General features: G+C 65.2%; 20 protein-coding genes and 1 pseudogene. 17 read left to right on the top strand and 4 right to left on the bottom strand.

What is annotated here, in order from left to right:
* Window positions 1-322 precede the first annotated feature (322 nt).
* The 8 genes from ALII_RS0113220 (at window position 323) to ALII_RS0113185 (ending at window position 9,435) form a co-directional block, all read left to right on the top strand.
* On the top strand, window positions 323-1,291 hold the full coding sequence (locus ALII_RS0113220) for an NADPH:quinone oxidoreductase family protein (RefSeq protein WP_024587784.1): 969 nt from the start codon (window positions 323-325) through the stop codon (window positions 1,289-1,291).
* A gap of 10 nt (window positions 1,292-1,301) precedes the next feature.
* Complete coding sequence (locus tag ALII_RS0113215; RefSeq protein ID WP_024587783.1) at window positions 1,302-2,336, top strand: zinc-binding dehydrogenase; 1,035 nt, start codon at window positions 1,302-1,304, stop codon at window positions 2,334-2,336.
* 108 nt (window positions 2,337-2,444) lie between these two features.
* Window positions 2,445-3,314, top strand: coding sequence for a branched-chain amino acid ABC transporter permease (locus tag ALII_RS0113210; RefSeq protein ID WP_244437434.1), 870 nt, complete (start codon window positions 2,445-2,447; stop codon window positions 3,312-3,314).
* A gap of 4 nt (window positions 3,315-3,318) precedes the next feature.
* Window positions 3,319-4,419, top strand: coding sequence for a branched-chain amino acid ABC transporter permease (locus ALII_RS0113205; RefSeq protein WP_024587781.1), 1,101 nt, complete (start codon window positions 3,319-3,321; stop codon window positions 4,417-4,419).
* Window positions 4,416-5,201: an ABC transporter ATP-binding protein gene (locus tag ALII_RS0113200; protein ID WP_024587780.1), complete on the top strand. Its 786-nt coding sequence runs from the start codon at window positions 4,416-4,418 to the stop codon at window positions 5,199-5,201. The genes ALII_RS0113205 and ALII_RS0113200 overlap by 4 nt, the downstream gene beginning before the upstream one ends.
* The gene (locus ALII_RS0113195; protein ID WP_024587779.1) at window positions 5,198-6,010 is read left to right on the top strand and encodes an ABC transporter ATP-binding protein; all 813 of its coding nucleotides are present in this window, start codon (window positions 5,198-5,200) and stop codon (window positions 6,008-6,010) included. The genes ALII_RS0113200 and ALII_RS0113195 overlap by 4 nt, the downstream gene beginning before the upstream one ends.
* A 226-nt stretch (window positions 6,011-6,236) precedes the next feature.
* Entirely contained in the window at window positions 6,237-8,126 is a 1,890-nt protein-coding gene (locus ALII_RS0113190; RefSeq protein ID WP_051375883.1) for a long-chain fatty acid--CoA ligase, read from the top strand.
* Window positions 8,127-8,175: 49 nt separating this feature from the next.
* Window positions 8,176-9,435: an ABC transporter substrate-binding protein gene (locus ALII_RS0113185; protein ID WP_024587777.1), complete on the top strand. Its 1,260-nt coding sequence runs from the start codon at window positions 8,176-8,178 to the stop codon at window positions 9,433-9,435.
* 74 nt (window positions 9,436-9,509) lie between these two features.
* Here ALII_RS0113185 and ALII_RS0113180 read toward each other — a convergent pair whose 3' ends face one another.
* Complete coding sequence (locus ALII_RS0113180; protein WP_024587776.1) at window positions 9,510-12,656, bottom strand: efflux RND transporter permease subunit; 3,147 nt, start codon at window positions 12,654-12,656, stop codon at window positions 9,510-9,512.
* A 12-nt stretch (window positions 12,657-12,668) separates the two neighbouring features.
* Entirely contained in the window at window positions 12,669-13,844 is a 1,176-nt protein-coding gene (locus ALII_RS0113175; RefSeq protein WP_024587775.1) for an efflux RND transporter periplasmic adaptor subunit, read from the bottom strand.
* A 292-nt stretch (window positions 13,845-14,136) separates the two neighbouring features.
* Between ALII_RS0113175 and ALII_RS0113170 the strand changes: the two genes are divergently transcribed.
* The 8 genes from ALII_RS0113170 (at window position 14,137) to ALII_RS0113130 (ending at window position 23,256) form a co-directional block, all read left to right on the top strand.
* Window positions 14,137-15,507 (top strand): glutamine synthetase family protein, encoded by a 1,371-nt coding sequence (locus tag ALII_RS0113170; protein WP_024587774.1) that lies wholly within the window; start codon window positions 14,137-14,139, stop codon window positions 15,505-15,507.
* Between the two features lie 57 nt (window positions 15,508-15,564).
* Window positions 15,565-15,951 carry a helix-turn-helix transcriptional regulator gene (locus tag ALII_RS21685; protein WP_024587773.1) on the top strand — a complete coding sequence of 129 codons (387 nt, stop codon included), beginning with the start codon at window positions 15,565-15,567 and terminating at the stop codon, window positions 15,949-15,951.
* Window positions 15,948-16,370: a type II toxin-antitoxin system VapC family toxin gene (locus tag ALII_RS0113160; RefSeq protein ID WP_024587772.1), complete on the top strand. Its 423-nt coding sequence runs from the start codon at window positions 15,948-15,950 to the stop codon at window positions 16,368-16,370. Before ALII_RS21685 ends, ALII_RS0113160 begins: the two co-directional genes overlap by 4 nt.
* Window positions 16,371-16,377: 7 nt before the next feature.
* Window positions 16,378-17,760: an aldehyde dehydrogenase family protein gene (locus ALII_RS0113155; RefSeq protein ID WP_024587771.1), complete on the top strand. Its 1,383-nt coding sequence runs from the start codon at window positions 16,378-16,380 to the stop codon at window positions 17,758-17,760.
* Window positions 17,761-17,961: 201 nt separating this feature from the next.
* Entirely contained in the window at window positions 17,962-19,119 is a 1,158-nt protein-coding gene (locus tag ALII_RS0113150; protein WP_029660507.1) for an iron-containing alcohol dehydrogenase, read from the top strand.
* A 74-nt stretch (window positions 19,120-19,193) separates the two neighbouring features.
* Window positions 19,194-20,426, top strand: coding sequence for a thiamine pyrophosphate-dependent enzyme (locus tag ALII_RS0113145; protein ID WP_024587770.1), 1,233 nt, complete (start codon window positions 19,194-19,196; stop codon window positions 20,424-20,426).
* Window positions 20,427-20,697: 271 nt separating this feature from the next.
* Entirely contained in the window at window positions 20,698-21,711 is a 1,014-nt protein-coding gene (locus ALII_RS0113135) for an alpha-ketoacid dehydrogenase subunit beta (RefSeq protein WP_024587768.1), read from the top strand.
* 198 nt (window positions 21,712-21,909) lie between these two features.
* A complete protein-coding gene (locus ALII_RS0113130) occupies window positions 21,910-23,256 on the top strand; it encodes a dihydrolipoamide acetyltransferase family protein (protein WP_024587767.1) in 1,347 nt (448 codons plus the stop codon).
* Window positions 23,257-23,325: 69 nt separating this feature from the next.
* On the opposite strand, the pseudogene ALII_RS22025 reads toward ALII_RS0113130, so the two are convergent.
* Window positions 23,326-23,465: pseudogene (locus ALII_RS22025) on the bottom strand (FAD-dependent oxidoreductase); the annotation flags it as partial.
* A gap of 48 nt (window positions 23,466-23,513) precedes the next feature.
* Between ALII_RS22025 and lpdA the strand changes: the two are divergent.
* Complete coding sequence (gene lpdA / locus ALII_RS0113125; protein ID WP_024587766.1) at window positions 23,514-24,908, top strand: dihydrolipoyl dehydrogenase; 1,395 nt, start codon at window positions 23,514-23,516, stop codon at window positions 24,906-24,908.
* A 4-nt stretch (window positions 24,909-24,912) separates the two neighbouring features.
* Here lpdA and ALII_RS0113120 read toward each other — a convergent pair whose 3' ends face one another.
* A complete protein-coding gene (locus ALII_RS0113120) occupies window positions 24,913-25,140 on the bottom strand; it encodes a DUF982 domain-containing protein (protein WP_024587765.1) in 228 nt (75 codons plus the stop codon).
* Window positions 25,141-25,286: the final 146 nt, after the last annotated feature.

The raw sequence follows: 25,286 nt of genomic DNA, 5'->3' as shown, positions 1-25,286 counted from the left end.
AGGGTGGGGGTCCCCTTCGCCCAAGCCGCGCGCCCCTCAAGTCCAACATTGCCCGCGAACCACGCCATGCAATCCGCTCTATGACACCCCCACCCTTACCCTCCCCACAAGGGGGAGGGAGTCACCCTCGTCGCTCCCTTGCCGTCAATCCCGGCGCTTCGCTGACAGAAATTTCACAACGCCGATGCCCTCCCTCCCCCTTGTGGGGAGGGATAAAGGGTGGGGGTCCCCTTCGCCCAAACGGTGCCGTCACGAAACTCACCCCCGCCGACGCGACACGCTCTGAAAAGAATGCGCTTCACTTCGCCCGAAAGGTGCCGTCATGAAAGCCATCGTCGCCCGTGATTACGGGCCCCTCGACCAGCTCGACTATGCCGACTGGCCGGAGCCCGAAATCGGCCCCAAGACCGTCGTCATCGATGCCGCGATGATCGGCGTCAACTATCCCGACGGCCTTCTCGTCCAGGGCCTCTACCAGATGAAACCCGAGACGCCCTTCGTGCCAGGCATGGAGGTGGCGGGCCGCGTCTCGGCCATCGGCGAAGGCGTGACGCGCTTCAAGGTCGGCGATCGGGTCGGCTCGGTTTCCGCGCTCGGCGCCTATGCCGAGAAGGTGGCAGCCGACGAGAGCGCCGTCATGCCTTTGCCGCACGGCCTCACCGACGAAGACGCATGCGCGCTGATGTGCGGTTTCGGCACCGCGCATCACGCCTTGAAACAACGCGGACAGTTGCAGCCCGGCGAGACGCTCTGCGTCCTCGGCGCGTCGGGCGCGACCGGTGTCGCTGCGGTCCAGATCGGCAAGGCGATGGGCGCCAAGGTCATCGCCGTCGCCTCGACCCCGGAGAAACAGAACGTCGCGAAACAGGCCGGCGCCGACGTCGTGCTCGGCTATGACAATCTCAAGGATGCGCTCAAGCAGGCGACCGGCGGCAAGGGCGTCGACGTCGCCTTCGACCCGGTCGGCGGCGAGGGCTTCGACGTCCTGTCGCGCTCGATGGGATGGGGCGGACGCCTGCTCGTCATCGGCTTCGCCTCGGGCACGATCCCCAAGCTCCCCGTCAATCTGACGCTGGTCAAGGGATACAGCGTCGTCGGCGTCTTCTGGGGCGCGTTCACCGCCAAGGAGCCGAAGGCAAATGCCGACAACATGAAGGAGCTGATCGGCTGGTATCTCGAAAGCAAGATCAAGCCGGTGATCGAAGGCATCTATCCGCTCTCGGAGGCGCCTGCCATCCTGAAGCGCGTGCTCGGTCGCGGTGCGACCGGCAAGATCGTCCTGAAGCCGTGAAGGAGACGAGATGACCCTCCCAAAGACGATGAATGCGCTGCTCCTCAAGAATGACGGCTATGCGCGCGAGCATTCCGGCACCGCGCTCGAAGCGATGGAGCCCTATGTCCAGGCCGGCACGATCGACGTGCCCGAACCCGGTCCGAGCCAGGTTCTCGTCAAGGTTGCGCTCGCCGCCATCAACCCGTCCGACGTCATGTTCCTGAAGGGCCTCTACGGCCAGCCGCGCAAGCAAGGCCGGCCTGCCGGCTTCGAGGGTGTGGGCGAGGTCGTCGCGGCTGGCGCCGAGGCGCAAGGCTTGATCGGCAAGCGCGTCGCCTTCGCCACCGGCCTCTCCAACTGGGGAAGCTGGGCCGAGTACGCGGTCGCCGAAACCGGTGCCGCGATCCCGATCATGGACGGCGTGCGCGACGAGGATGCGGCGGCGATGATCGTCAACCCGCTCACCGCGCTCGCCATGTTCGGCATCGTCAAGGAGGAGGGCGAGAAGGCGTTCGTCGTCACCGCCGGCGCGAGCCAGCTCTGCAAGCTGATGATCGCGGTCGCCAAGGACGAGGGCTACCGCCCCATCGCCATCGTGCGCCGGGACGACCAGATCGAGCCCTTGAAGGCGATCGGCGCGGCGCATGTGCTCAATGCCGAGAGCGCCGATTTCGATGCGAAACTTGCCGAGGTGCTGGGTCAGGAGAAGCCGCGCATCTTCCTCGACGCCGTCACCGGGCCGCTTGCCGCCAAGATATTCCACACGATGGGCAAGCGCGCGCGCTGGATCGTCTATGGCCGTCTCGACCCCGAGACGACGCCCATCATCGAGCCCGGCCAGATGATCTTCATGCACAAGAAGATCGAGGGGTTCTGGCTCACCGAATGGATGCGCTCGGCCGGCAACGACAAGCGCATGGCGGCCGTCATCGAGGCGCAGAAGCGCTTTGCCGACGGACGCTGGAAGACGGACGTGACCGCGATCGTGCCGCTCGCAGATGCAGTCGAGCGGGTGGCGGGCGAACTCGCCCGGCCGAACGGAAAGTTATTCATCAGGCCATGACGAAAAGGTGCGCGGGAGGAGCTTGCGCACCCGTTCTGGCAGCTTAAGGTTGAAGGACATCGCGGCGTCAGATCGCGTGTCATAAAGTGGAGGAGAACGTCCTTGGACGTGTTGCAGCTCATCGTCAGCGGCCTTGCGAATGGCTGCGTGTACGGCCTCATCGCCATGGGGTTCGTGCTGATCTACAAGGCGACCGAAGCGGTGAATTTCGCCCAGGGCGATTTCATGATGCTAGGCGCCTTCATCTGTCTCGGCCTCACCAATCCGCAATTCATGGGCCTGCCCTTCTGGGTGTCGGTGCCGATCGCCATCGCGATCATGGGCGCCTTCGGCTATGCGCTCGATCTGGTGGTGCTGCGGCGCATGTTCGGCCAGTCGCAGATCGCCATCGTCATCCTCACCATCGCGCTCGGCTTCGTCTTGCGCTTTGCCGCCGGCGTCATCTGGGGGCATGAGCCGATCTCGCTCGCCTCGCCCATCGCCGGCCGCGACGTGCGTTTCGGCGGCGTGGTGCTCGGGCTCGACGAGGTGATGGTCATCGCGGTGACAGGCATCCTGACGCTGCTCCTCTACCTCTACTTCAACCGCACCAAGCTCGGCGTCGCCATGCAGGCGTCCTCGCAGAACCAGCTGGCCGCCTACTACATGGGCATCCCGGTCAAGCGCATCCACTCGCTGATCTGGGCGCTGTCTGGCATGACGGCGGCGGTCGCGGGCATCCTATTCGCCTCCAAGGGCTCCATCGATCCGTCGATCGGGCTCCTCGGCATCAAGGCGTTCGCGGCGGCGGTCATCGGCGGGTTCGGCTCGCTGCCGGGCGCGCTTCTGGGCGGTATCATCGTCGGCCTGATCGAGCCCTTCTCGGGTCGCTACATGCCGTCCGGCTACTCGCAGATCATGCCCTATCTCCTGCTCTTCCTCATCCTGATTTTCCGACCGCACGGCATCCTTGCCCAGGTCCACGCGAAGAAGGTGTGAGGACATGAGAACTGTTTTCAAGACGTCCTACGACGCCGACATCAACCTCTTCCGCCACCCCCAGCAGATGGGCTGGTATCTGGCGCTGTTCGCGGTTGCCCTCGCGCTGCCGTTCCTCTTGTCCAACTTCGCGCTCGGCGAGGCGACGAACGTGCTGATCTGGGCCATCGCCTGCATGGGGCTGATGATCCTCGTCGGCCAGTCGGGACAGGCGAGCCTCGGCCACGCCGCGTTCCTCGCCATCGGCTGTTATGCGAACATCCTCCTGCAGACGCGGCTCGGCCTGCCCTTCCTGATCACCTTCCCGCTCGCGGGGCTGATCGCGGGCATCGCCGGCGCGCTGATCGCCATGCCGATGACCAAGCTGCACGGCATTTATCTCGCCATCGGCACCATCGCGGTCGTCATCCTGGTCGAGGATTTCATCGTCATCGCGACGCCGCTGACCAATGGCGTCATCGGCCTCATCGCGCCGCCAATCCAGATCTTCGGCCTCGTCATAGACCGCTATTCGACGCCGAACCTCCTCTATTACCTGACGCTCGCCATCACGCTTCTGGTCGTCCTGTTCTACCGCAATCTCCTGCGCTCGCCGCTCGGCCGCTCCTTCGCAGCGATCCGCGATTCGGAGATTTCGGCGCAGGCGATGGGCGTCAACGTGGCGCGCACCAAGACGGTCGCCTTCGGCATCTCCACCGGCATCACCGGTCTCGCCGGCGCTCTGATGGGCCACTATGCGGGCATCTTCAACAACGAGACCTTCAATCTCATCATCTCGATCCAGCTTCTTCTCGCCATCGTCATCGGCGGGTTGGGCTCGATCCACGGCGCGTTCTTCGGCGCGGCGGTGGTGGCGATGCTGCCGCAGTCCATCGCGGTCGCACGCGATTTCCTGACCCGCATGATCGGCGGCGGCTCGATCGCGATCCCCGGCATGGAAACGGCGATCTTCGGCCTGATCCTGATCCTGTTCATCCTGTTCGAGCCGATGGGCATCTACGGCCGGTGGGTGAAGATCCGAACCTATTTCGAGCTCTTCCCCTTCTACCGAAAGGACATGTTCCGCCGCCAGAAAGCCTATCTCAAGACGGAGCGGATGCGATGAGCTTGCTCGAACTCGACAACGTCACGCTGCGCTTCGGCGGCCTCACCGCCGTCAGCCAGGTTTCCTTCTCGGTGGAGGAGGGCGAGGTCTTCGCGCTGGTCGGCCCCAACGGCGCCGGCAAGTCGACGATCTTCAACCTGATCAGCCGCATCTACGATCCGGCCGAAGGCGACATCCGCTTCGACGGCAAGTCGATCCTCGACCGCAAGCCGCACGAGATCGCGCGGCTCGGCATCGCCCGCACCTTCCAGAACATCGAACTCTTCGATCATGCGACGGTGATGCAGAACCTGCTCGTCGGTCGCCACCGCCATCGCCACAGCCGCATGTGGTCCGAGCTTCTCTTCACGCCGTTCGTGCGGCGCGAGGAGCGCCGCCACCGCGAGGCGATCGAGAAGGTGATCGACTTCCTCGACCTGCAGGCCTATCGCGACAAATACATCGCCGGCCTTCCCTATGGCGTGCGCAAGGTCGTCGAAATGGGCCGCGCGCTCGCCATCGAGCCGCGCCTGCTCCTGCTCGACGAGCCGGCCTCGGGCCTTTCGGTCGAGGAGACGCAGGACGTCGCCTTCTGGGTCGAGGACATCAAGAAGCAGATGGGCGTCACCGTCCTGATGGTCGAGCACGACATGCACCTCGTCGCCTCGGTGTCGGACCGCGTGCTGGCGCTTGCCGACGGCAAGATGCTCGCCATGGGCACGCCGCACGAAGTGCAGAACCATCCCAGGGTGGTCGAGGCCTATATCGGCGTCGCCGACGAACACGAAAAGGTGCTGGCATGACCATGACCGCGCAGCCGACGCCCCCGCCGGCCGTCGAGGCCAAGACCATCCTGTCGATCAAGAACCTCGAAAGCTATTACGGGCCGATCATGGCCATCCGCGGCGCCAGCCTCGACGTGCGCGAGGGCCAGATCGTCACCGTCCTCGGCGCCAACGGGGCCGGCAAGACGACGCTGCTGAAGACCATTTCGGGCGTGATGGACCCCGAAAAGGGCCAGATCTTTTATGCCGGGCAGAACATCGCCGGTGCCAATCCGGACAAGGTGGTGCGCCTTGGCATGGTCCACGTGCCCGAAGGCCGCGAGGTGTTCCCTCTGCTCACCGTCGAGGAAAATCTGCGGATGGGCGCGTTCACGCGCTCGGACACGGACGGCATCGCTCGCGATGAAGAGATGGTCTACGGCTATTTCCCGATCCTCGCCGAGCGTCGACGTCAAGCCGCCGGCACGCTTTCGGGCGGCCAGCAGCAGATGCTGGCGATCGGCCGCGGCCTGATGGCCAAGCCCAAGATCATGCTCCTCGACGAACCCTCGCTCGGCCTGTCGCCGCTCCTGGTCAAGGAAATCTTCCAGATCGTGCGCCGGCTCAACAAGGAGCAGGGCGTCACCATCGTCCTCGTCGAGCAGAACGCCAAGGTCGCGCTCGAAGTCGCCGACTACGGCTACGTGATGGAACTCGGCCGTATCGTCATGGCCGACACCGCCGACCGTCTGTTGGCGTCGAAGGACATCCAGGAATTCTATCTCGGCGTCGTGGAAGAAACCCAGCGCGGCCAGAAGCGCTGGAAGCAGAAGAAGACGTGGCGATGAGGCAAAGGATATTGCATCGCGAGCGCCCCGCGCCCCCTCCGTCCCTTCGGGCCACCTCCCCCGTAAACGGGGGAGGATCGACCGCAGCGGCCGTCCGCGCCCTCGGATACTCCCCTGCGAAGCGGGGGAGGGGGACCACCGAAGGTGGTGGAGGGGGCGCAAGCAGCGCGCTTGCTTCTCCGCGTCGGCACCTATTCCGTGACCCAGCCAATGGGAGGAAACTGACATGACCATCGCAGAAAAACTGCCGCCCATGCAGACAGTGCGCGGCCATTCCTTCAATCAGGACCTTCAGCGCGCGCCCTTCTATTTCGATGGCTGCGACACGCTGGTGAAGCTCTTCCGCCAGCGCTGCCAGGAGCTTGGTCCGAAGATCGCGCATCGCGAGAAGGATTTCGGCATCTGGCTCGCCTATAGCTGGACCGATTTCTACGAGCATGCCCGCCTGATCGGCCTCGGCCTGATCGCGCTCGGGCTGAAGCGCGGCGAGGTCGTTTCCATCCTGTCGGAAGACAACAAGGAGTGGATCTACTCCGATCTCGGCATCCAGTCCGTCGGCGGCATCGCGTCGGGCGTCTACACGACCGATTCGGCCAAGCAGCTTCAATATCTCGTCACCGATTCCGACAGCCGCTTCCTGTTCGTCGAAAATGACGAGCAGCTCGACAAGTTCCTGTCCGTGCGCGACCAGATGCCGGGCCTGTCGAAGGTCGTCGTCTTCGACCGCGACGGGCTGCATGAATTCGCCGACGACCAGGTCATCTTCCTCGAAGACCTCTACCGGATCGGCCGCGAATTCCTGAAGGAGAACCCCAACCGGTTCGACGAGGAGATCGCCAAGTCGCAGCCGCAGGACACCGCGATCCTGGTGTACACTTCCGGCACGACCGGCCCGCCCAAGGGCGCGATGATCTCGCATTCCAACATCATCGCATCGGTCATCGGCTCGGCGCTGACGCTGCCCGTCACGCCCGACGACGACCAGGTCTGCTTCCTGCCGCTCTGCCACATCCTCGAGCGCCTGATAACCGTCTTCACGCCGATCGGGCTGAAGTCGACGGTCAATTTCGCCGAAAGCCCCGAAACGGTCTTCGACAATGTCCGCGAAGTCTCGCCGCACGTCTTCACCGGCGTCCCGCGCGTGTGGGAAAAAATCTACAGCCGCATCTCCATCATGGCGAACGATTCCACGCCGATCGGCCGCTGGGCCTATCGCCAGGCCGTCAAGACCGGCATGAAGCGCGCCGCCGCGCTGGAAGCGGGCGATCCGGTTCCGGCCGGAACCAAGCTCGCCTATGCGTTCTGGGACTTCATGGTGCTCGGCAATCTGCGCCGGATGCTCGGCTTCGACCGCCTGCGGCGTGGCACGACGGGCGCGGCACCGATCTCGCCGGATCTCTTGAAATGGTACAAGGCCGTCGGCATCACCGTCCTCGAAGGCTACGGCATGACCGAAAGCTCGGGCGTCATCTCGATCAACCTTCTGGAGGATTCGAAGAATGGCAGCGTCGGCAAGGTCGTGCCGGGGTCGCAGGTGCGGATCTCCCCGGAAGGCGAGATCCAGTACAAGGGCGCCAATGTCTTCAAGGGCTATTGGAACAAGCCCGACAAGACCGCCGAGACGATCAGCGAGGATGGCTGGCTGAAGACCGGCGATGTCGGGCGCATCGACAATCAAGGCTTCCTCTTCGTCACCGGCCGCGTCAAGGACATCATCATCACCGCCGGCGGCAAGAACATCACGCCGGCCGAGATCGAGAACCGGCTGAAGTTCTCGCCCTACATCTCGGATGCCGTCGTCATCGGCGACAAGCGCAAGTTCCTGTCCTGCCTGATCATGATCGACCAGGAAAACGTCGAAAAGTTCGCGCAGGATCGCAAGGTGCCGTTCAACAATTTCAAGTCACTATGCGCGGCACAGGAGGTGCGCGACCTGATCGGCTCCGTCGTCGACGAGACCAACCGCGAATTCGCCCGCGTGGAGCAGATCAAGGATTTCAGGCTCATCGACGTTCTCCTCACCGCCGAGGATGAGGAACTCACGGCGACGATGAAGCTGAAGAGAAGTTTCGTCGAGCAGAAGCACAAGCCTCTGATCGACGAGATGTACGGTTGAGGAGAACCGTGCAGCAACAATGCGGAACAACCCCAGGAGGAGTTTGAAAATGAGACTGTTGTTCGGAAAATCCATTCTCGCGCTCGGGCTTGCCGCCGGCATGTCCACCGCGGCTTTCGCCACGCAGGGCGTCACCGACACGGAAGTCGTGATCGGCTCGAACGGCGATTTGTCGGGCATCTTCGCCGCCTTCAATGTCGGCGCCATCAAGGCCGCGCAGAACCTCTTCGACGAGATCAACGCGGAAGGCGGCATCCACGGACGCCAGATCCGCTTCGTCGTCGAGGATCACGGCTACCAGGTGCCGCGCGCGGTCCAGAACTTCAACAAGCTGGTCAATTCCGACCAGGTCTTCGCGATGATCCTGAACCTCGGCACCCCGCACAACATCGCCGGCTTCCAGATCATGGAGCCCAAGCAGGTCGCCAATATCGGCCCGCTCACCTCGGCGCGTCAGATGCTCGAAGGCGACATCACCTACAAGTATTCGGGCTTTGCCGCGTACTATGACGGCCTGCGCGCCGGCATCAAGATGCTGGCCGAAGAGGGCGGCGACGAGGTCGCGAACATCTGCTCGATGTACCTGCCGTCCGATTTCGGCCTCGAAGTCCATGAAGCCGCCGTCGACGAGGCCGAGGCGCTCGGCCTGACCTTCGCCGGCGAGACGACCCACCGTCCCGACGAGCAGGATTTCGTCGGCGCCGTCACGCGCCTTCGCGAACTCAACTGCGACATCATCGCGACCGGCGTCGGCGTGCGCCAGACGATCATCGCGCTCGGCACCGCCAAGCGCCTCGGCTGGAACGACGTCAAGTTCATCGGCTCGTCGGCCGGCTTCAACACCGCCATCGCCAAGGTCGAAGGCGGCGTGACGGAAGGCTACTACGCCGCCGCCGGCTGGGCCGACCATGAGGACCGGATGGACAATCCGGAAGTGAAGGCCTGGGCCGACGGCTATGCCGAGAAGAACGGCGAGCCGGCCGGCACCGCCGCGATCCTCGGCCACGGCGCCGCAACCACGCTGGTCAAGGCGCTCGAGGCTGCAGGTCCCGACCTTACGGCCGAAAGCTTCAAGGACGCGATGGAAAGCCTCGAATACACCGACGTCATCTCCGGCGACATTCCGGTCAAGTACACGCCCGAAGACCACCAGGGCGGCGCGACGATCGTGATCTCGAAGATCGAGGGCGGCAAGTGGATCGAGGTCGGCCGCATCGACCCGACCGAGGAAGCCGCGATGGACGCCGCACCGGCCGCAACCGATGCAGCCCCGGCCGCGGCCGAGGAAGAGACCGACGCCGCCGACTAAGCTCGACTGCGATTGCCAAACGAAAAACGCCGCCCGGTCATCCGGGCGGCGTTTTTCTTGATCGTGATGCGGCTTTATTCGGCCGGCGCGAGCCGCGCTTCGGCAGCAGTCGCCTGCGCGAGTTCTCGTTCGAGCCGCGCCTCCTCCTCGACCTTGGGCGTCACCCAGCGGCCGAGAAGCAGATAGGCGACGGGCGTCAGATAGAGCGTGAAGAGCGTGGACAGACCGAGCCCGCCGACGATCACCCAGCCGAGCGCGATGCGCGCCTCCGCACCTGCGCCCGACGCCAGGATCAACGGCAGGCCGCCGACGATGGTGCACAGCATGGTCATCATCACCGGCCGCAGGCGCACGTTCGACGCCTCCTCGATCGCGTCGCGCACATTGCGGCCGCGGTCGCGGAGCTGGTTGGCGAATTCGACGATCAGGATGCCGTTCTTGGCCATGATGCCGACGAGCAGCACGAGGCCGATCTGCGAATAGACGTTGAGCGTCGTGCCGGTCATCAGCATCGCGAAGATCGCGCAGGCGAGCCCCAGCGGAACCGTGGCCATGATGATGACCGCGCTGGTGAAGCTCTCGAACTGCGCGGCCAGCACCAGAAGCACGATGACGAGCGCGAAGCCCATGATCGTGAACATGGCGCTCGAGGTCTCGCCCAGCGTCGCGGCTTCGGCGAGCGGCAGCACGCGCGCGCCGTCGGGCATATGGCGTTGCGCGATCTCGCTTGCCACCGTCAGTGCCTGGCCGAGCGGGAAGCCGTCGCTCAGCGCCGATGTGATCGCGACGGAGCGCAGCTGGTCCTCGCGGCGCAATTCCGGCGGCACGGCGATTTCCGCGATCGTGGCGATGGTCGCGACGGGCACGAAGCGGCCGTCGCCGGCGCGCAGGTAGATGTTTTCCAGATCGGTCGGGTCGTTGATCGGGTTGGTCGTCGAGACGAGCTTCACCATGAAGGCGCGATCCTCGATGAAGACCTCGCCGATCTCGCGCCCGTCCAGCAGCGATTGCAGCGCCTGGGCGAGGCCAGCAATCTCGATGCCGAGGTCGGATGCGCGCTCGCGGTCGATCGAGATCGCAAGCTGCGGCTGCGTCGATTCCGTCGACAGGCGCGCCTGCTGGAAGCGAGGGTCGTCCTGCATTTCGGTGACGATCGCCTGCGCGGACGCCTGCAGGTCGGCATAGTTGTTGCCGAGGATCGCGAACTGGAGGCCCGAGCCCGCGCCGCGAATGCCGAGGCTGTTGGGCTGCGAGGCGAAGGCGCGGATGCCGGGTACGTCCTCGACCAGCCTGTTGACCTCGTCCAGAATTTCCTGCTGCGAGCGCTCACGCTCGCTCCAGGGCGCAAGCGTCAGCGCGATGAAGCCCGAATTGGTCGATCCGCCCTGGCCGGCGAGCGAGAAGGTGCTCTCGATCTCGCCGGATTCGCGCAAGGGCAGAAGCAGGTTCTCGACCTGCGCCATCTGTTGCGCGAGATACTCGATCGACACGCCCTGCGGCGCGGAAATGCGCATGAAGGCCGACGAGCGATCCTCGGGCGGCGTCAGTTCGGATTCGAGCGCGCCGAAGATCGCCGCCGCACCGCCCGCGAAGATCAGCGACACCATCACCACGACGACCGGCGCGTTGAGGCAGGCGGCGAGCGTGCGCCGGTAGGCCTCGGCCAGAAACCCGCCGACATGATCCATCATTGTCTTGCGGCGGTCCGGATCGTCGTGCCCATGCGCTTCCTTCAGCAGCCGCGAGGCGACCATCGGGCACAGCGACAGCGAGACGATCGACGACAGGAACACGGAAATCGCCATGACGAAGCCGAATTCGCGGAACAGTCCGCCGGCCTGTCCGGGCAGGAAGGAGAGCGGCACGAAGACGGCGACGAGCGTCGCGGTCGTCGCCAGAATGGCGAAGAACACTTCGCGCGTGCCGAGGACGGCCGCCGCGCGCGGGCCCATACCCTGGTTGCGCCGCCGCACGATGTTTTCGAGCACGACGATCGCGTCGTCGACGACGAGGCCCGTCGCCAGCACCAGCGCCAGAAGCGTCAGGATGTTGAGCGAAAAGCCGAGCAGGTAGATCGCGGCGACCGTGCCGATCAGCGAGATCGGCATGGCCAGCGCGGGAATGATCGTTGCGCGCCAGTCGCGCAGGAACGCGAATATGATGAAGAGGACGGCGGTGACCGAAATGCCGAGCGCCAGCTCCACCTCGTGGATGGCGCCGTCGATGAAGGTCGCGTCGTCGCTGCGCACCGAAACGACCATGTCGTCGGGCAGGGTGCCCGCGACGTTCGCCACCGCAGCGCGCACGCCTTCGGAAATGTCGAGCGTGTTCGATTGCGCCTGCCGGATGATGCCGAGGCCGATGCCGGGAATGCCGTCGGAGCGCAGGATGGAATTGCCGATGTCGGGTCCGAGCGTGACGTTGGCGACGTCGCGCAGGCGCGCGCCTTGGCCGATCACGAGGTTCTCGAAGGCTTCGGGCGTGGTCACGGCCGCCGTTGCCCGCACCACCAAATCCTGCGTGTTCGACGACAGGCTGCCGGCGGGCGAATCGAAGGCAATGGTGGCCATGGCGGACTGGATGTCGGCCACAGTCAGGCCGAGGCTCGCCAGCCGGTCCTGATCGATGTCGACGCGGAAGATCTTTTCGCGGCCACCATAGACCTGAACGTCGGCGACGCCCGGGACCGAGGCGAACTGGTCGACGAGCTGGTCTTCGACGAACAGCGTCATGTCCTCGATGTTCATCGAGCCCGACGTCACCGAGAGCCGCATGATCGCCTGCGCATTGTCGTCCGCCTTGACGATCAGCGGCGCCTCGGCATTGTCCGGCAGGTTGTTCTGCACGCGGCTCACGGCATCGCGCATGTCGGAGGCGGCGGTGTCGAGATTGACGTCGTCGTTGAACTCGACCGTGACGCGCGACTGGCCGAAGGAGGACGAGGATGAGATCGAGTTGACGCCGGGAACGCGCGAGACGGCGCCTTCGAGGATCGACGTCAGTTCGCGGTCGATGGTTTCCGCCGCCGCGCCGATATATTCGGTGCGGATGGTGATGACGGGGCGGTCGACATCGGGCAGTTCGCGCACCTCGACGCCGAAGAAGGCGGCAAGGCCGGCCACCGCGATCAGGACGTTGACGACGAAGGCGAGCACGGCGCGGCGCACGAACAGCGCCGTCATGTCGTTCACGTTCTGGGTGGATTCGGCGCTGGTCGACATCCGGCGGCCCCCTTACGAGCCGCGGGCTTCGACGGCGGGCAGGCCTTCCGCCCCCTGGCCGCGACGCTGGGCGATCCGCACGTCGCCGCCTTCGCGCACGAGATGGATGCCTTCGGAGACGACCTGCATGCCCGGCTCGACCTCGGCCGCGATCAGGATGGAATCGGTGTTGCGCTGGACGACGCGGACGGGCGTGCGCCGGGCGACGCCGTCCTCCACGGTCCAGATGAACGCGCCGTCCGTGCCCCATTGCACGGTCAGCGGGTCGACCGCCGGATAGGTTTCGCCGGGAAAGGTCATGCGGACCTGAAAGGACATTCCGGCGCGCAGAGCGTCGCTCGGATTGTCGATCGTCGCCTCGACGCGCAGCGTGCGGCTTTGCGCATCCACGCGGTTGTCGATGGCGCTCACCTCGCCGCGAAACACTTCGTTCGGCCGCGCGATCAGCGAGGCCTCGATCTTGGCGCCGACTTCGATGGCGCCCGCGTAGCGCTCCGGTGCCCAGAAATCGATGAGGATCGACGTGCGGTCGTCGATCGACGCGATCTCGGTCGAACTCGTCACATAGTTGCCGACCGACACGGGAAGGATGCCGACGATGCCGGAAATCGGCGCCTCGATCTGGCGGCGGTCGAGCGCCAGTTCGGCGTCCGCGAGTTCGAGCCGCGCATTCTCGACGCCGAGCTGGGCTTCGGTCACCTGCACCTGCGAGGCCGTGTTCGAGGAGCGAAGCTGGTTGACGCGTTCCAGCCGGGCCTGCGCGTCGTCGAGCGCAAAGCGGGCGCGCTCCGCGCCGATCGTTTCCGCCTGCGAATCGAGCCGCGCGATGATGTCGCCGGCTTCCACCGTCGAACCGGAGCGCACCAGAATTTCCGTCAGCCGTCCCGAGGCGAAGGGCGTCACCGCAACCGTTTCGGCCGCGCGGCCGGTGCCGATCGCCTGAAGCCGGTCGTTGATCGTCGCGGTCGTGACCGGCGTGGTGATCACGCCGCCTCCGCCTCCGGCACCCGCTCCGCCGCGTCCCTGTCCGCCGCGTGCCGCCGGGGCGGCGGTCTCCGTAGCGGCCGGTGCCGAGCCGATGCCGAAGCTTGCCAGCGTCTCGCGCGATCCGGGCACGAAGAAAACCCACGCTGCGGCGCCGATGGCGAGCAAGGCGATGCAGACGATGAGCTGTTTCCAGATCGGCATGGGTGACTCCGGTTCAAATTCCGGCCGCAGCGCGCGAAGTCTCGAAGCCTCGGAGCGGATGCAGCAACATGCGAAGGTTACGGGCAAGGCGCACCGCTGGACGATTTATGCCAGCAGCCGGCGGTTCATGCACCAGTTTTGTTGTTAAATATCCGTAAGGAACGGCACATTGGATCATGCTTTGGCCCTTGAGGGCCGCACGAATGCGTGATCCAAATGACCGCTCGGGGCCGCTGGCGTCCCTGCTCGAACAACAAGGCACGCCACCTGGCGGCGCCGCACAGAGGGCCGCATGACCGGATCGCTTTCCTTCGACGCCTTGAAGAAAATGGTCGCAGCCGGCGACATCGATACCATCCTCGTCGCCGCCGCCGACATGCAGGGCCGCCTGATCGGCAAGCGCTTCACGGCGCGGCACTTCCTCGCCGGCGCCTATGAAGAAACCCATGGCTGCAACTACCTGCTCGCCAACGACATCGATATGGAGCCGGTCCCCGGCTACAAGGCGGCAAGCTGGCAGAAGGGTTACGGCGATTTCGTCATCAAGCCGGACCTGTCGACCATCCGCCTGACGCCGTGGCTGGAAAAGACCGCGCTCGTCCTCTCCGACCTTCTCGACCACCACAGCCACGAAGACCTCGCCCACTCGCCGCGCGCCATCCTCAAGCGCCAGGTCGACCGGCTGAAGGAGCGCGGCTATCTCGCCTATTTCGCTTCCGAACTCGAATTCTACCTGTTCGAGGAAAGCTACGAGAGCGCTCGCGGGCAAGGCTGGAAAGACCTGCGCACGGCTTCACCGCATATCGGCGACTACCTGATCCAGATCACGTCGAAGGAAGAGGAATACATGCGGGCGCTCCGCAACGGCCTCGAGGAGGCCGGCATTCCCGTCGAGAATTCCAAGGGCGAATGGGGACCGGGGCAGGAGGAGATCAACGTCTATTATTCCGACGCGCTCGAAATGGCCGACCGCCACGTCTTCCTGAAGAACGCCGCCAAGGAGATCGCGCATCTGCAGGGCAAGGCCGTCACCTTCATGGCCAAATACGACTATGCGCTCGCCGGAAATTCGAGCCACATCCACAATTCCATCTGGTCGGCCAACGGCAAGACACCGCTCTTCTTCGACAAGAAGGGCGAATACACGATGACCCCGCTGATGCGCTCATGGGTCGCCGGCCAGCTCAAATATGCCGCCGACTACACCTGGTTCCTTGCGCCTTACGTCAATTCCTACAAGCGCTTCCAGGCAGGCACCTTCGCGCCGACCAAGATGATCTGGAGCCGCGACAACCGCACGGCCGGCTTCCGGCTCTGCGGGGAGGGGACCAAGGGCATCCGCACCGAATGCCGCATCGGCGGCGCGGATCTGAACCCCTATCTCGCCTTCGCCGCGCTCATCGCCGCCGGCCTTGCCGGCATCGACGAAAAGCTCGACCTGCCCGCCCCGTTTGAGGGCGACGCCTACCAGGGCGCCGAATTGCCCGAAATCCCCAAGACCCTCCGCGCCGCCATCGCGACGCTGGAGCGCTCCGACATGCTGCGCAACGCGCTCGGCCACGACGTCGTCGAACACTATCTCCACACCGCGCGCTGGGAGCAGATGGAATACGACCGCCGCGTCACCGACTGGGAATTGCATCGCGGCTTCGAGCGGTATTGACATTTTCTCAACGTTGTCAGAGAATTTCGCAACACCATGCGAGGCAGTGTGATTGCGATGAATGTGGATCGGCGCTGGTTTGATGAACGCATGGCAGCGCAGGGCATTTCGTTGAGCGAGGTTGCGCGCCGCATGGAGATCGACAAGAGCGCCCTGTCGCGTGCTCTGTCGGGTAAGCGCGGCATGAAGGTGGCGGAGATTGCTAAAATCTCCACGATATTGAAGGCGTCCGAAATGGAAGTGTTCGCGCATCTGAAAGGCAAGGCCACGGCCGCCGCGACGAAACATGGCGCTGCCGAGCGGCCGGTCGGAGGCACCCATGATCATCCGGGCTTTGGCTTCATGAAAGGGCAGATCAAGATTGCGGAAGGCTTCGACATCACAAAACCTTTTGACGACGAACCGTGGGACGAAGGTTACCTCGGTTCGGAAGATGGGAAATGAGCGAAGGCACTTCGGCGCTTCTGCTTGATACCTGTGCCCTGATCTTCATCGCCAATGGGGATCGCATCGAGCCCGTGGCACGGCAAAGGATTTCCGAAGCGGCAGCCGACAACAGGCTTTATGTCTCTCCCATGTCCGCATGGGAAATCGGTGTCGGTGTCGCCAAAGGAAGGCTCAGCCTGCCGATTGCGCCGCTTGATTTTTTCCAGCGATTTCTGGAACGCATGGAAGCGCAACTGAGCGAGGTGTCGCCGTCGATACTCATCAACTCAGCAAATTTGCCCGGCCGTCCTCACAAGGACCCGATGGATCGCATATTGATGGCAAGCGCGCGCGTTCTCGACATGGTACTGGTGACGCGTGATGGCCCGATCCTGTCCTATGGTTCTGAAGGTCACGTCCGAACCCTTGCGTGTTGAGAAACTCATGGAAACCCTCAAACTCATCTCGCCGGTAGACGGCTCGGTCTGTGCCGAACGTCCCGTCGCGAGCGATGCCGAAATCAACGCGATCACCGAGCGCGCGAAGACCGCGCAGATCGCATGGGCCGAGACGCCGCTCGCCGAGCGCGGCCGTTATCTCCTCGCCTTCCTCGAAGCGCTCCTCGCCATGAACGAGGAGATCGTGCCCGAACTGGCCTGGCAGATGGGTCGGCCGGTCCGCTATGGCGGCGAGAAGGGCGGGGTCGAGGAGCGCACGCGCTACATGGTCGACCTTGCGGCCGCCGCGCTCGCCGACGTCATTCCGCATGACGCCAGGCCCGGTTTCCACCGTTACCTCCGCCGCGTGCCGCTCGGCACCGTGCTCGTCATCGCGCCGTGGAACTATCCCTATCTGACGGCCATCAACACCATCGTCCCGGCGCTGATGTCGGGCAATGCGGTGATCCTCAAGCACGCCGCGCAGACGCTGCTCGTCGGCGAGCGTTTCGCGAAAGCGTTCGAGGCCGCGGGCCTGCCGAAGGGCGTCTTCCAGAACATCGTCCTCGACCACGCCCAGACCGAAAAGCTGCTCGGCTCGGGCCGGATCGACCATTGCAACTTCACCGGTTCGGTCGCGGGCGGGCGCGCCATCGAGAAGGCGGCGGCCGGCACCTTCATGACGCTCGGCCTCGAACTCGGCGGCAAGGACCCGGCCTATGTCCTGCCCGACGTAAAGCTCGACCACGCGGTCGCCAACCTCGTCGACGGCGCGTTCTACAATTCGGGCCAGTGCTGCTGCGGCATCGAGCGCGTCTATGTGCATGAAGCGGTCTATGACGATTTCGTCGAGGGCTTCATCGCCGAGACGAAGAATTACGTCGTCGGCAATCCGCTCGACGAGGCGACCACGATGGGACCGATGGCGCAGCCGCGCTTTGCCGATTTCGTGCGCGAGCAGAAGGCCGAGGCGCTGCGCAAGGGCGCGGTCGCCCATGTCGGCATGAAGGTCGACAACGACCGCGAAGGCTCGCCCTATATCGCGCCGGAAGTGCTGACCAACGTCAACCACCAGATGAGCGTCATGCGCGAGGAATCGTTCGGCCCCATCGTCGGCATCATGAAGGTGCGCGACGACGACGAAGCGATCCAGCTCATGAACGACAGCCCCTACGGCCTCACCGCCTCGCTGTGGACCACCGATGCCGACCGCGCCGCCAGCCTCGGCGACCGGATCGAGACAGGCACGGTCTTCATGAACCGCTGCGACTATGTCGACCCCGGCCTCGTCTGGACCGGCGTCAAGGACACCGGCAAGGGCGGCGCCATGGGCCGCACCGGCTACGACAACCTCACCCGCCCCAAGGGCTATCATCTGCGCGAAGTCTGATGCGCATCGCTCGAACGCCCCCTCCGGCGCTTCGCGCCACCTCCCCCGTAAACAGGGGAGGATCAACCGTCGAGATCGGCCGCGACCTCAGTTCCTCCCCTGCGAAGCGGTGGGGTCCGAAGGACGGGCGAGACCCGCGGCTCGCCCCGACCATGCGCAGCATGGTGGAGGGGGCGCCTTCACATACCGAAAGCCAATGACATGACCCTCACCTCCAAGTGGAACTTCCCCACCACCGTCCTCTTCGGCCCCGGCCGGGTCAGTGAACTGCCCGCCGTGCTCAAATCCGCCGGCATCGCGCGCCCGCTCTTCGTCACCGATCCGGGCCTTGCGAAACTCCCCGTCGTCGCCGACACGCTCGCGATCCTCGACAAGGCCGGCGTCGAATACGGCGTCTTTTCCGACGTCCGGCCCAACCCCGTCGAATCCAACCTCGCCGCCGGCATTGCCGCCTTCAAGTCCGGCAACCATGATGGTGTCATCGCGTTCGGCGGCGGGTCGGCGCTCGACCTCGGCAAGCTCATCGCCTTCCAGGCCGGCCAGTCGCGCCCGATCTGGGATTTCGAGGATGTCGGCGACTGGTGGACCCGCGCCGACGCGTCCGCCATCGCCCCCGTCATCGCCGTGCCGACCACAGCCGGCACCGGCTCCGAAGTCGGCCGCGCGGGCGTTCTCACCAACGAGGCGACGCACACGAAGAAGGTCATCTTCCACCCGAAGATGCTGCCGGTCACGGTCATCGCCGATCCCGAGCTCACGGTCGGCATGCCCAAAATGATCACCGCCGGCACCGGCATGGATGCGCTCGCGCACTGCCTCGAAGCCTACTCGGCCCCCGGCTACCACCCGATGGCCGACGGCATCGCGCTCGAAGGCGTGCGCCTCGTCCTTGAAAACCTGCCGAAGGCCTATGACGACGGCACCGATATCGAGGCCCGCGCGCATATGATGTCGGCCGCCGCCATGGGCGCCACCGCGTTCCAGAAGGGCCTCGGCGCGATCCATTCGCTGTCGCACCCGATCGGCGCGCTCTACGACACCCATCACGGCATGACCAACGCGCTCTTCATGCCCTACGTCCTCGACTTCAACCGCCCCGCGATCGAGGCGCGCATCGAGCGCCTCGCCGCCTATTGCGGCATTTCCGGCGGTTTCGACGGCTTCCGCCGAAAGATCATGGACCTTCGCACCGAACTGTCTGTACCCTCCACCCTGCGCGACCTCATTCCGGGGCTCCGGATGGACGACGCGCGCCGCGACCTCATCGCCGAGATGGCGATCGTCGACCCGACGGCCGGCGGGAACCCGGTCGAACTGACCAAAGAAGCCGCGCTGGCGCTTCTTGAAAAGTCGATGTGAGGAAATTCGCGTGCGAAGAGGGGGTGACTAGGTCAGCAATCCTGTCCTAAATTGCCCCAAAGGGAGGAAGTTGAATGGTCGAGACTCGCAAAGGCGGACTGTTCGTGCCGGAGCCGGAGGTACGCCCTGGCGGCCAACCGGATTTCTCCAAGGTCAAGATCCCGCGCGCCGGCTCCGTCGAGCGCCCGCCCGTCGATGCCGATCCGGCGACGATCCGCGACATGGCCTTCTCGATCATCCGCGTCCTCAATCGCGACGGCGAGGCGGTCGGCCCCTGGGCCGGCACGCTCACCGACGAGGAACTTCTCGAAGGCCTCAAGCACATGATGACGCTGCGCGCCTTCGATGCGCGCATGCAGATGGCGCAGCGCCAGGGCAAGACGTCCTTCTACATGCAGCATATGGGCGAGGAGGCCGTCTCCTGCGCGTTTCGCCGGGCCATGGAGCCCGGCGACATGAACTTCCCGACCTATCGGCAGGCTGGCCTCCTCATCGCGGGCGACTATCCGATGGTCGAGATGATGAACCAGATCTATTCCAACGAGGCCGACCCGCTGAAGGGCCGGCAATTGCCGATCATGTATTCGGCCAAGGACCACGGCTTCTTCTCGATCTCGGGCAATCTCGGCACCCAGTTCATCCAGGCCGTCGGCTGGGCGATGGCCTCGGCGATCAAGAATGATACCCGCATCGCCGCCGGTTGGATCGGCGACGGTTCGACCGCCGAAAGCGATTTCCACGCCGCGCTCGTCTTCGCCTCCACGTACCGCGCGCCGGTCGTCCTCAACATCGTCAACAACCAGTGGGCGATCTCGACCTTCCAGGGCATCGCCCGCGGCGGCGCCGGCACCTTCGCCGCACGCGGCCTCGGCTTCGGGTTGCCCGCGCTGCGCGTCGACGGCAACGACTATCTCGCCGTCCACGCCGTCGCCAAATGGGCCGTCGAGCGCGCCCGCATGGGCCTCGGCGCAACGCTCGTCGAATACGTCACCTACCGCGTCGGCGCCCACTCCACCTCGGACGACCCGTCCGCCTACCGCCCCAAGACCGAGTCCGACAACTGGCCGCTCGGCGATCCGGTCATCCGCCTGAAGAACCATCTGATCCGCCGCGGCGTTTGGACCGACGACCGCCACAAGCAGGCCGAGGCCGAAGTGCTCGACATGGTCATCACCGCGCAGAAGGAAGCCGAAAAGCACGGCACCCTTCATGCGGGCGGGCGGCCGTCGGCGCGCGACATGTTCGAAGGCGTCTACGCCGAAATGCCGCCGCATCTGCGGCGGCAACGGCAACAGGCGGGGGTTTGACGATGATCGGCATGCGCCACGCGCCCCCTCCGTCGCTTCGCGCCACCTCCCCCGCTGCGCAGGGGAGGATCCACCGTCGAGGCCGTCCGCAAGCGCGGATCCTCCCCCGTTTACGGGGGAGGGGGACCATGCGCAGCATGGTGGAGGGGGCGTTTCGGTCGACGCTTTTCCAGCCTGGGTTCCTCGCCCCCTCTAAGGGGGAGAGGTGGTTTGCGCAGCAAACCGGAGAGGGGGTCTTCACCTCGCTGACCAGCATCACGGAGTCCACCCCATGCCCCGCATGACCATGATCGAGGCGATCCGCGACGCCATGGACGTCTCCATGGGCCGCGACGAAAACGTCGTCGTGTTCGGCGAGGATGTCGGCTATTTCGGCGGCGTCTTCCGCTGCACCGCCGGCCTCCAGCAGAAATACGGCTCGTCGCGCTGCTTCGACACGCCGATCTCCGAACTCGGTATCGTCGGCGTCGCGGTCGGCATGGCGGCCTACGGTCTTCGCCCCTGCGTCGAGATCCAGTTCGCCGACTACGTCTATCCGGCCTACGACCAGATCGTCTCGGAAGCCGCGCGCATCCGCTACCGCTCGGCCGGCCAGTTCACCTGCCCGATCGTCATCCGCATGCCGACCGGCGGCGGCATCTTCGGCGGCCAGACGCACAGCCAGAGCCCGGAAGCGCTGTTCACCCACGTTTCCGGCCTCAAGGTCGTCGTGCCGTCCAACCCGCAGGACGCCAAGGGTCTCCTGATCTCCGCCATCGAGGACCCGGACCCGGTCATCTTCCTCGAACCCAAGCGCCTCTATAACGGACCCTTCGACGGCCACCACGACCGGCCCGTCACGCCGTGGTCTAAGCACGACCTCGGCGACGTCGCGGCCGATCACGTCACCGTCCCGCTCGGCAAAGCCGTCACCCGGCGCGAAGGTTCGGCCGTCACCATTCTCGCCTACGGCACCATGGTCCATGTCGCGCTCGCCGCGGCCGAGGACGCCGGCGTCGACGCCGAGGTCATCGACCTGAGAACCCTCCTCCCGCTCGACCTCGACGCCATCACGGCCTCGGTCAAGAAGACCGGCCGCTGTGTCGTCGTCCACGAGGCGACCATGACCTCCGGCTTCGGTGCCGAACTCGTCGCGTTGGTGCAGGAACATTGCTTCTACCACCTCGAAGCTCCTGTTGCCCGCGTCGCCGGCTGGGACACGCCCTATCCGCACGCCCAGGAATGGGACTATTTTCCGGGCCCCGCCCGCGTCAGCGAAGCGCTCCGCGCCGTGATGGAGGCGTGAGATGAATCCGATTTTCGTCGCCGCACCCCCACCCTCTATCCCTCCCCACAAGGGGGAGGGAGGGCATCCACGCCGCGCCATTTCCGTCAAGCGCAACGCTGATCGCTTGTCCGCAACGCTCATGTCTCCCTCCCCCTTGTGGGGAGGGGTGAGGGGTGGGGGTATGCCTGCCTCGATGATGAAGAAAGGGCTCTGATCATGGCTGAACACACGATCAAGATGCCCGATGTCGGCGAAGGCGTGGCCGAGGCGGAACTCGTCGAATGGCACGTCAAGATCGGCGATCCGGTCCGCGAGGACATGGTGCTCGCCGCCGTGATGACCGACAAGGCGACGGTCGAAATCCCGTCGCCCGTCGAGGGCGAGATTTCGTGGCTCGGCGCCGAGATCGGCGACGTCGTCGCGGTCGGCGCGCCGCTGATCCGGATTAAAACGGCGGGCGAGGGGGATGCTTCGGGGGAAGAGTCTTCCGAAAAAGTGACCCCCACCCCTAACCCCTCCCCACAAGGGGGAGGGGAATCGGAGACGGCATCGCCAAAGCCAGCGAAGCCATCCACGGTCGATCCTGCTTCCCCGCAGCAGGAAAGCGCGAAAACGTCGGCGCCTCCCTCCCCCCTGTGGGGAGGGATAAAGGGTGGGGGTCGCTCCCTCTCCACCGGCGCCCCCCGCCCGGAAGGCGAAAAACCTCTGGCCTCCCCAGCCGTCCGCCTCCGTGCCAAGGAGGCCGGCATCGACCTGCGCCAGGTCGCCGGCTCCGGCCCCGCAGGCCGCATCGGCCACGAAGACCTCGACGCCTTCCTCTCCGCCGGCCGCTCGACCAGCGCACAGCGCGGCATGTCCCGCAACACCGAGATCACCGAGATCAAGATCGTCGGCCTTCGCCGCAAGATCGCGGAGAAGATGGCGCTCGCCAAGCGCTCGATCCCGCACATCACCTATGTCGAGGAGATCGACGTCACCGCGCTCGAAGAATTGCGCGGGGCGATGAACGCGGGGAAGAAGCCCGATCAGCCCAAGCTCACCATCCTGCCCTTCCTGATGCGCGCCATGGCGAAGGCGATCGGCGAGCAGCCGCAGATCAACGCGATCTTCGACGACGAGGCCGGCATCATCCGCCAGCATGGCGGCATCCATATCGGCATCGCCGCGCAGACGCCGACCGGGCTCGTCGTGCCCGTCGCGCGCCATGTCGAGGCGCGCGACATCTGGGATTGCGGAGCGGAAGTCGGCCGCCTCGCCGAAGCGGCGAAGTCCGGCACCGCCAGCCGCGAGGAACTTTCCGGTTCCACCATCACCATCACCTCGCTCGGCGCGATGGGCGGCATCGTCACCACCCCCGTCATCAACCACCCCGAAGTTGCCATCGTCGGGGTCAACAAGATGATGATGCGCCCGGTCTGGGACGGCACGCAGTTCATTCCGAGGAAGATGATGAATTTGTCGTCGTCCTTCGATCATCGCGTCATCGACGGCTGGGACGCGGCGCGGTTCATCCAGCGGGTGAAGGTGTTGCTTGAGACGCCGGCGCTGATTTTCGTCGATTGATATGATGGCTCACTTCAATTCACCCCCCTCTGTCCTGCCGGACATCTCCCCCTCAAGGGGGGAGATCANCCGACATTGAGGCAGGTGCCGCCGGGGCGCTTTTCCTCGACGATGACGGTGTCGATGCCAAGCTGCCCGGCGCGGATCGCGCAGACATAGCCGCCCGGCCCCGCACCGATGACGAGGAGCTTGCAGGAGATGTCCGGCAGGACAGAGGGGGGTGTTCAAGCTCAGGCGGCTACCGGGAGACCAAATCCATGAAAGACATCTCCTGCAAGCTCCTCGTCATCGGTGCGGGGCCGGGCGGCTATGTCTGCGCGATCCGCGCCGGGCAGCTTGGCATCGACACCGTCATCGTCGAGGAAAAGCGCCCCGGCGGCACCTGCCTCAATGTCGGCTGCATTCCCTCCAAGGCCATCATCCACGCGGCGGACGAGTTCCACATCGCCGCCGAGGCCTCCAGGAGCGCATCGCCCGTCGGCATCTCGCTGTCTGCTCCCGCGATCGACCTGAAGAAGACCATCGCCTGGAAGGACAACATCGTCGGCCGCCTGACGACCGGCGTATCCGGTCTTCTCAAGAAGGCGAAGGTCAAAAGCGTCGAGGGCCGGGCGCGGTTCCGGGATGGCAAGACGGTCGAGGTCGAGACGTCGACCGGCACGCAGATCATCCGCGCGGAGAACATCGTCATCGCGACCGGATCGCAACCGGTCGAACTGCCGAACCTGCCCTTCGGCGGCAAGGTCATGTCTTCCACCGAAGCGCTGGCGCTGACGAAGCTGCCGGAGAAGATCGCCGTCATCGGCGCCGGCTATATCGGGCTCGAACTCGGCACCGCCTTCGCCAAGCTCGGTGCCAAGGTCACCGTCGTCGAGGCGCTGGACCGCATCCTGCCGCTCTACGACGCCGAACTGGTGCGCCCGGTCGCCAAGCGGCTTGGCGAACTCGGCATCGACTTGTTGCTGTCCGCCAAGGCCAAGGGCCTGTCCGGCACCGGCGCGCTTCTGGTCGAAACCGCTGACGGCGCGGAGCAGAAGATCGAGGCCGACGCGATCCTCGTCACGGTCGGGCGCGAGCCGGCGACCGAGAACTGGGGGCGCGAGGAACTGGTGCTCGACATGGACGGCCGCTTCGTGCGCATCGATGACGAGTGCCGCACTTCCATGCGCGGCATCTTCGCCATCGGCGACGTGACCGGCGAGCCGATGCTGGCGCACCGCGCGATGGCGCAGGGCGAGATGGTCGCGGAGATCGTCGCGGGCCATAAACGGAGCTGGGACAAGGTCGCGATCGCGGCCGTCTGCTTCACCGATCCGGAGATCGTTTCGGTCGGATTGTCACCTGATCAGGCAAAGGCGGCAGGGCGCGAGATCAAGACGGCGCAATTCCCGTTTTCCGCCAATGGCCGCGCCATGTCGATGGCTGACGAGGCGGGGTTCGTCAGGGTCGTGGCGCGGGCGGACAACCATCTGGTGCTCGGCATCCAGGCGGTCGGACGGGGCGTGTCGGAACTGTCGGCGGCGTTCGGCCTCGCACTTGAAATGGGTGCTCGTCTGGAGGACATCGCCGGCACGATCCACGCCCATCCGACGCAGGGCGAAGCCTTGCAGGAAGCGGCTTTGCGCACGCTCGGCCACGCCTTGCACATCTAGGAAATCAGGGCTGGAGATTGCCCGCTTCCCGCGCGGCCATCTCCAGCGCCATGCGACCTTCGGAGAGCGAGCGGTGGCCGTCGCGGACCTTGAGGCAGATGTCCAGTGCCTCGTCGTGGCGCGGCCCGCGCTCCGGCCAGCCGGTGTCGGAGAGGGCGGCGATGGCGTCGTCGAGCGAGGCGAGGCTGCGGCCGTCGGTGAGCAGGACGGGGGTGTCGAAATGCTTGGTCATGGCGAGGGCTCCTTCGCCTTCCAGAACTCGCTCGGTGTGGACAGGTTTCCTGCGGACTTATCCACGCGTTGAAGATTTCGCCGCAAAGGCGTAACGAACGAGCTCAAAACCGGCCGGAACGGGCCGGAATTCTTTCAAACGGGGCC

This window comes from Aliihoeflea sp. 2WW (assembly GCF_000497755.1).
In the GTDB taxonomy this organism is placed as follows: Bacteria; Pseudomonadota; Alphaproteobacteria; order Rhizobiales; family Rhizobiaceae; genus Aliihoeflea.
The sequence above is the reverse complement of the archived record's forward strand: the minus strand, read 5'-3'. Positions and strand labels throughout refer to the sequence as shown.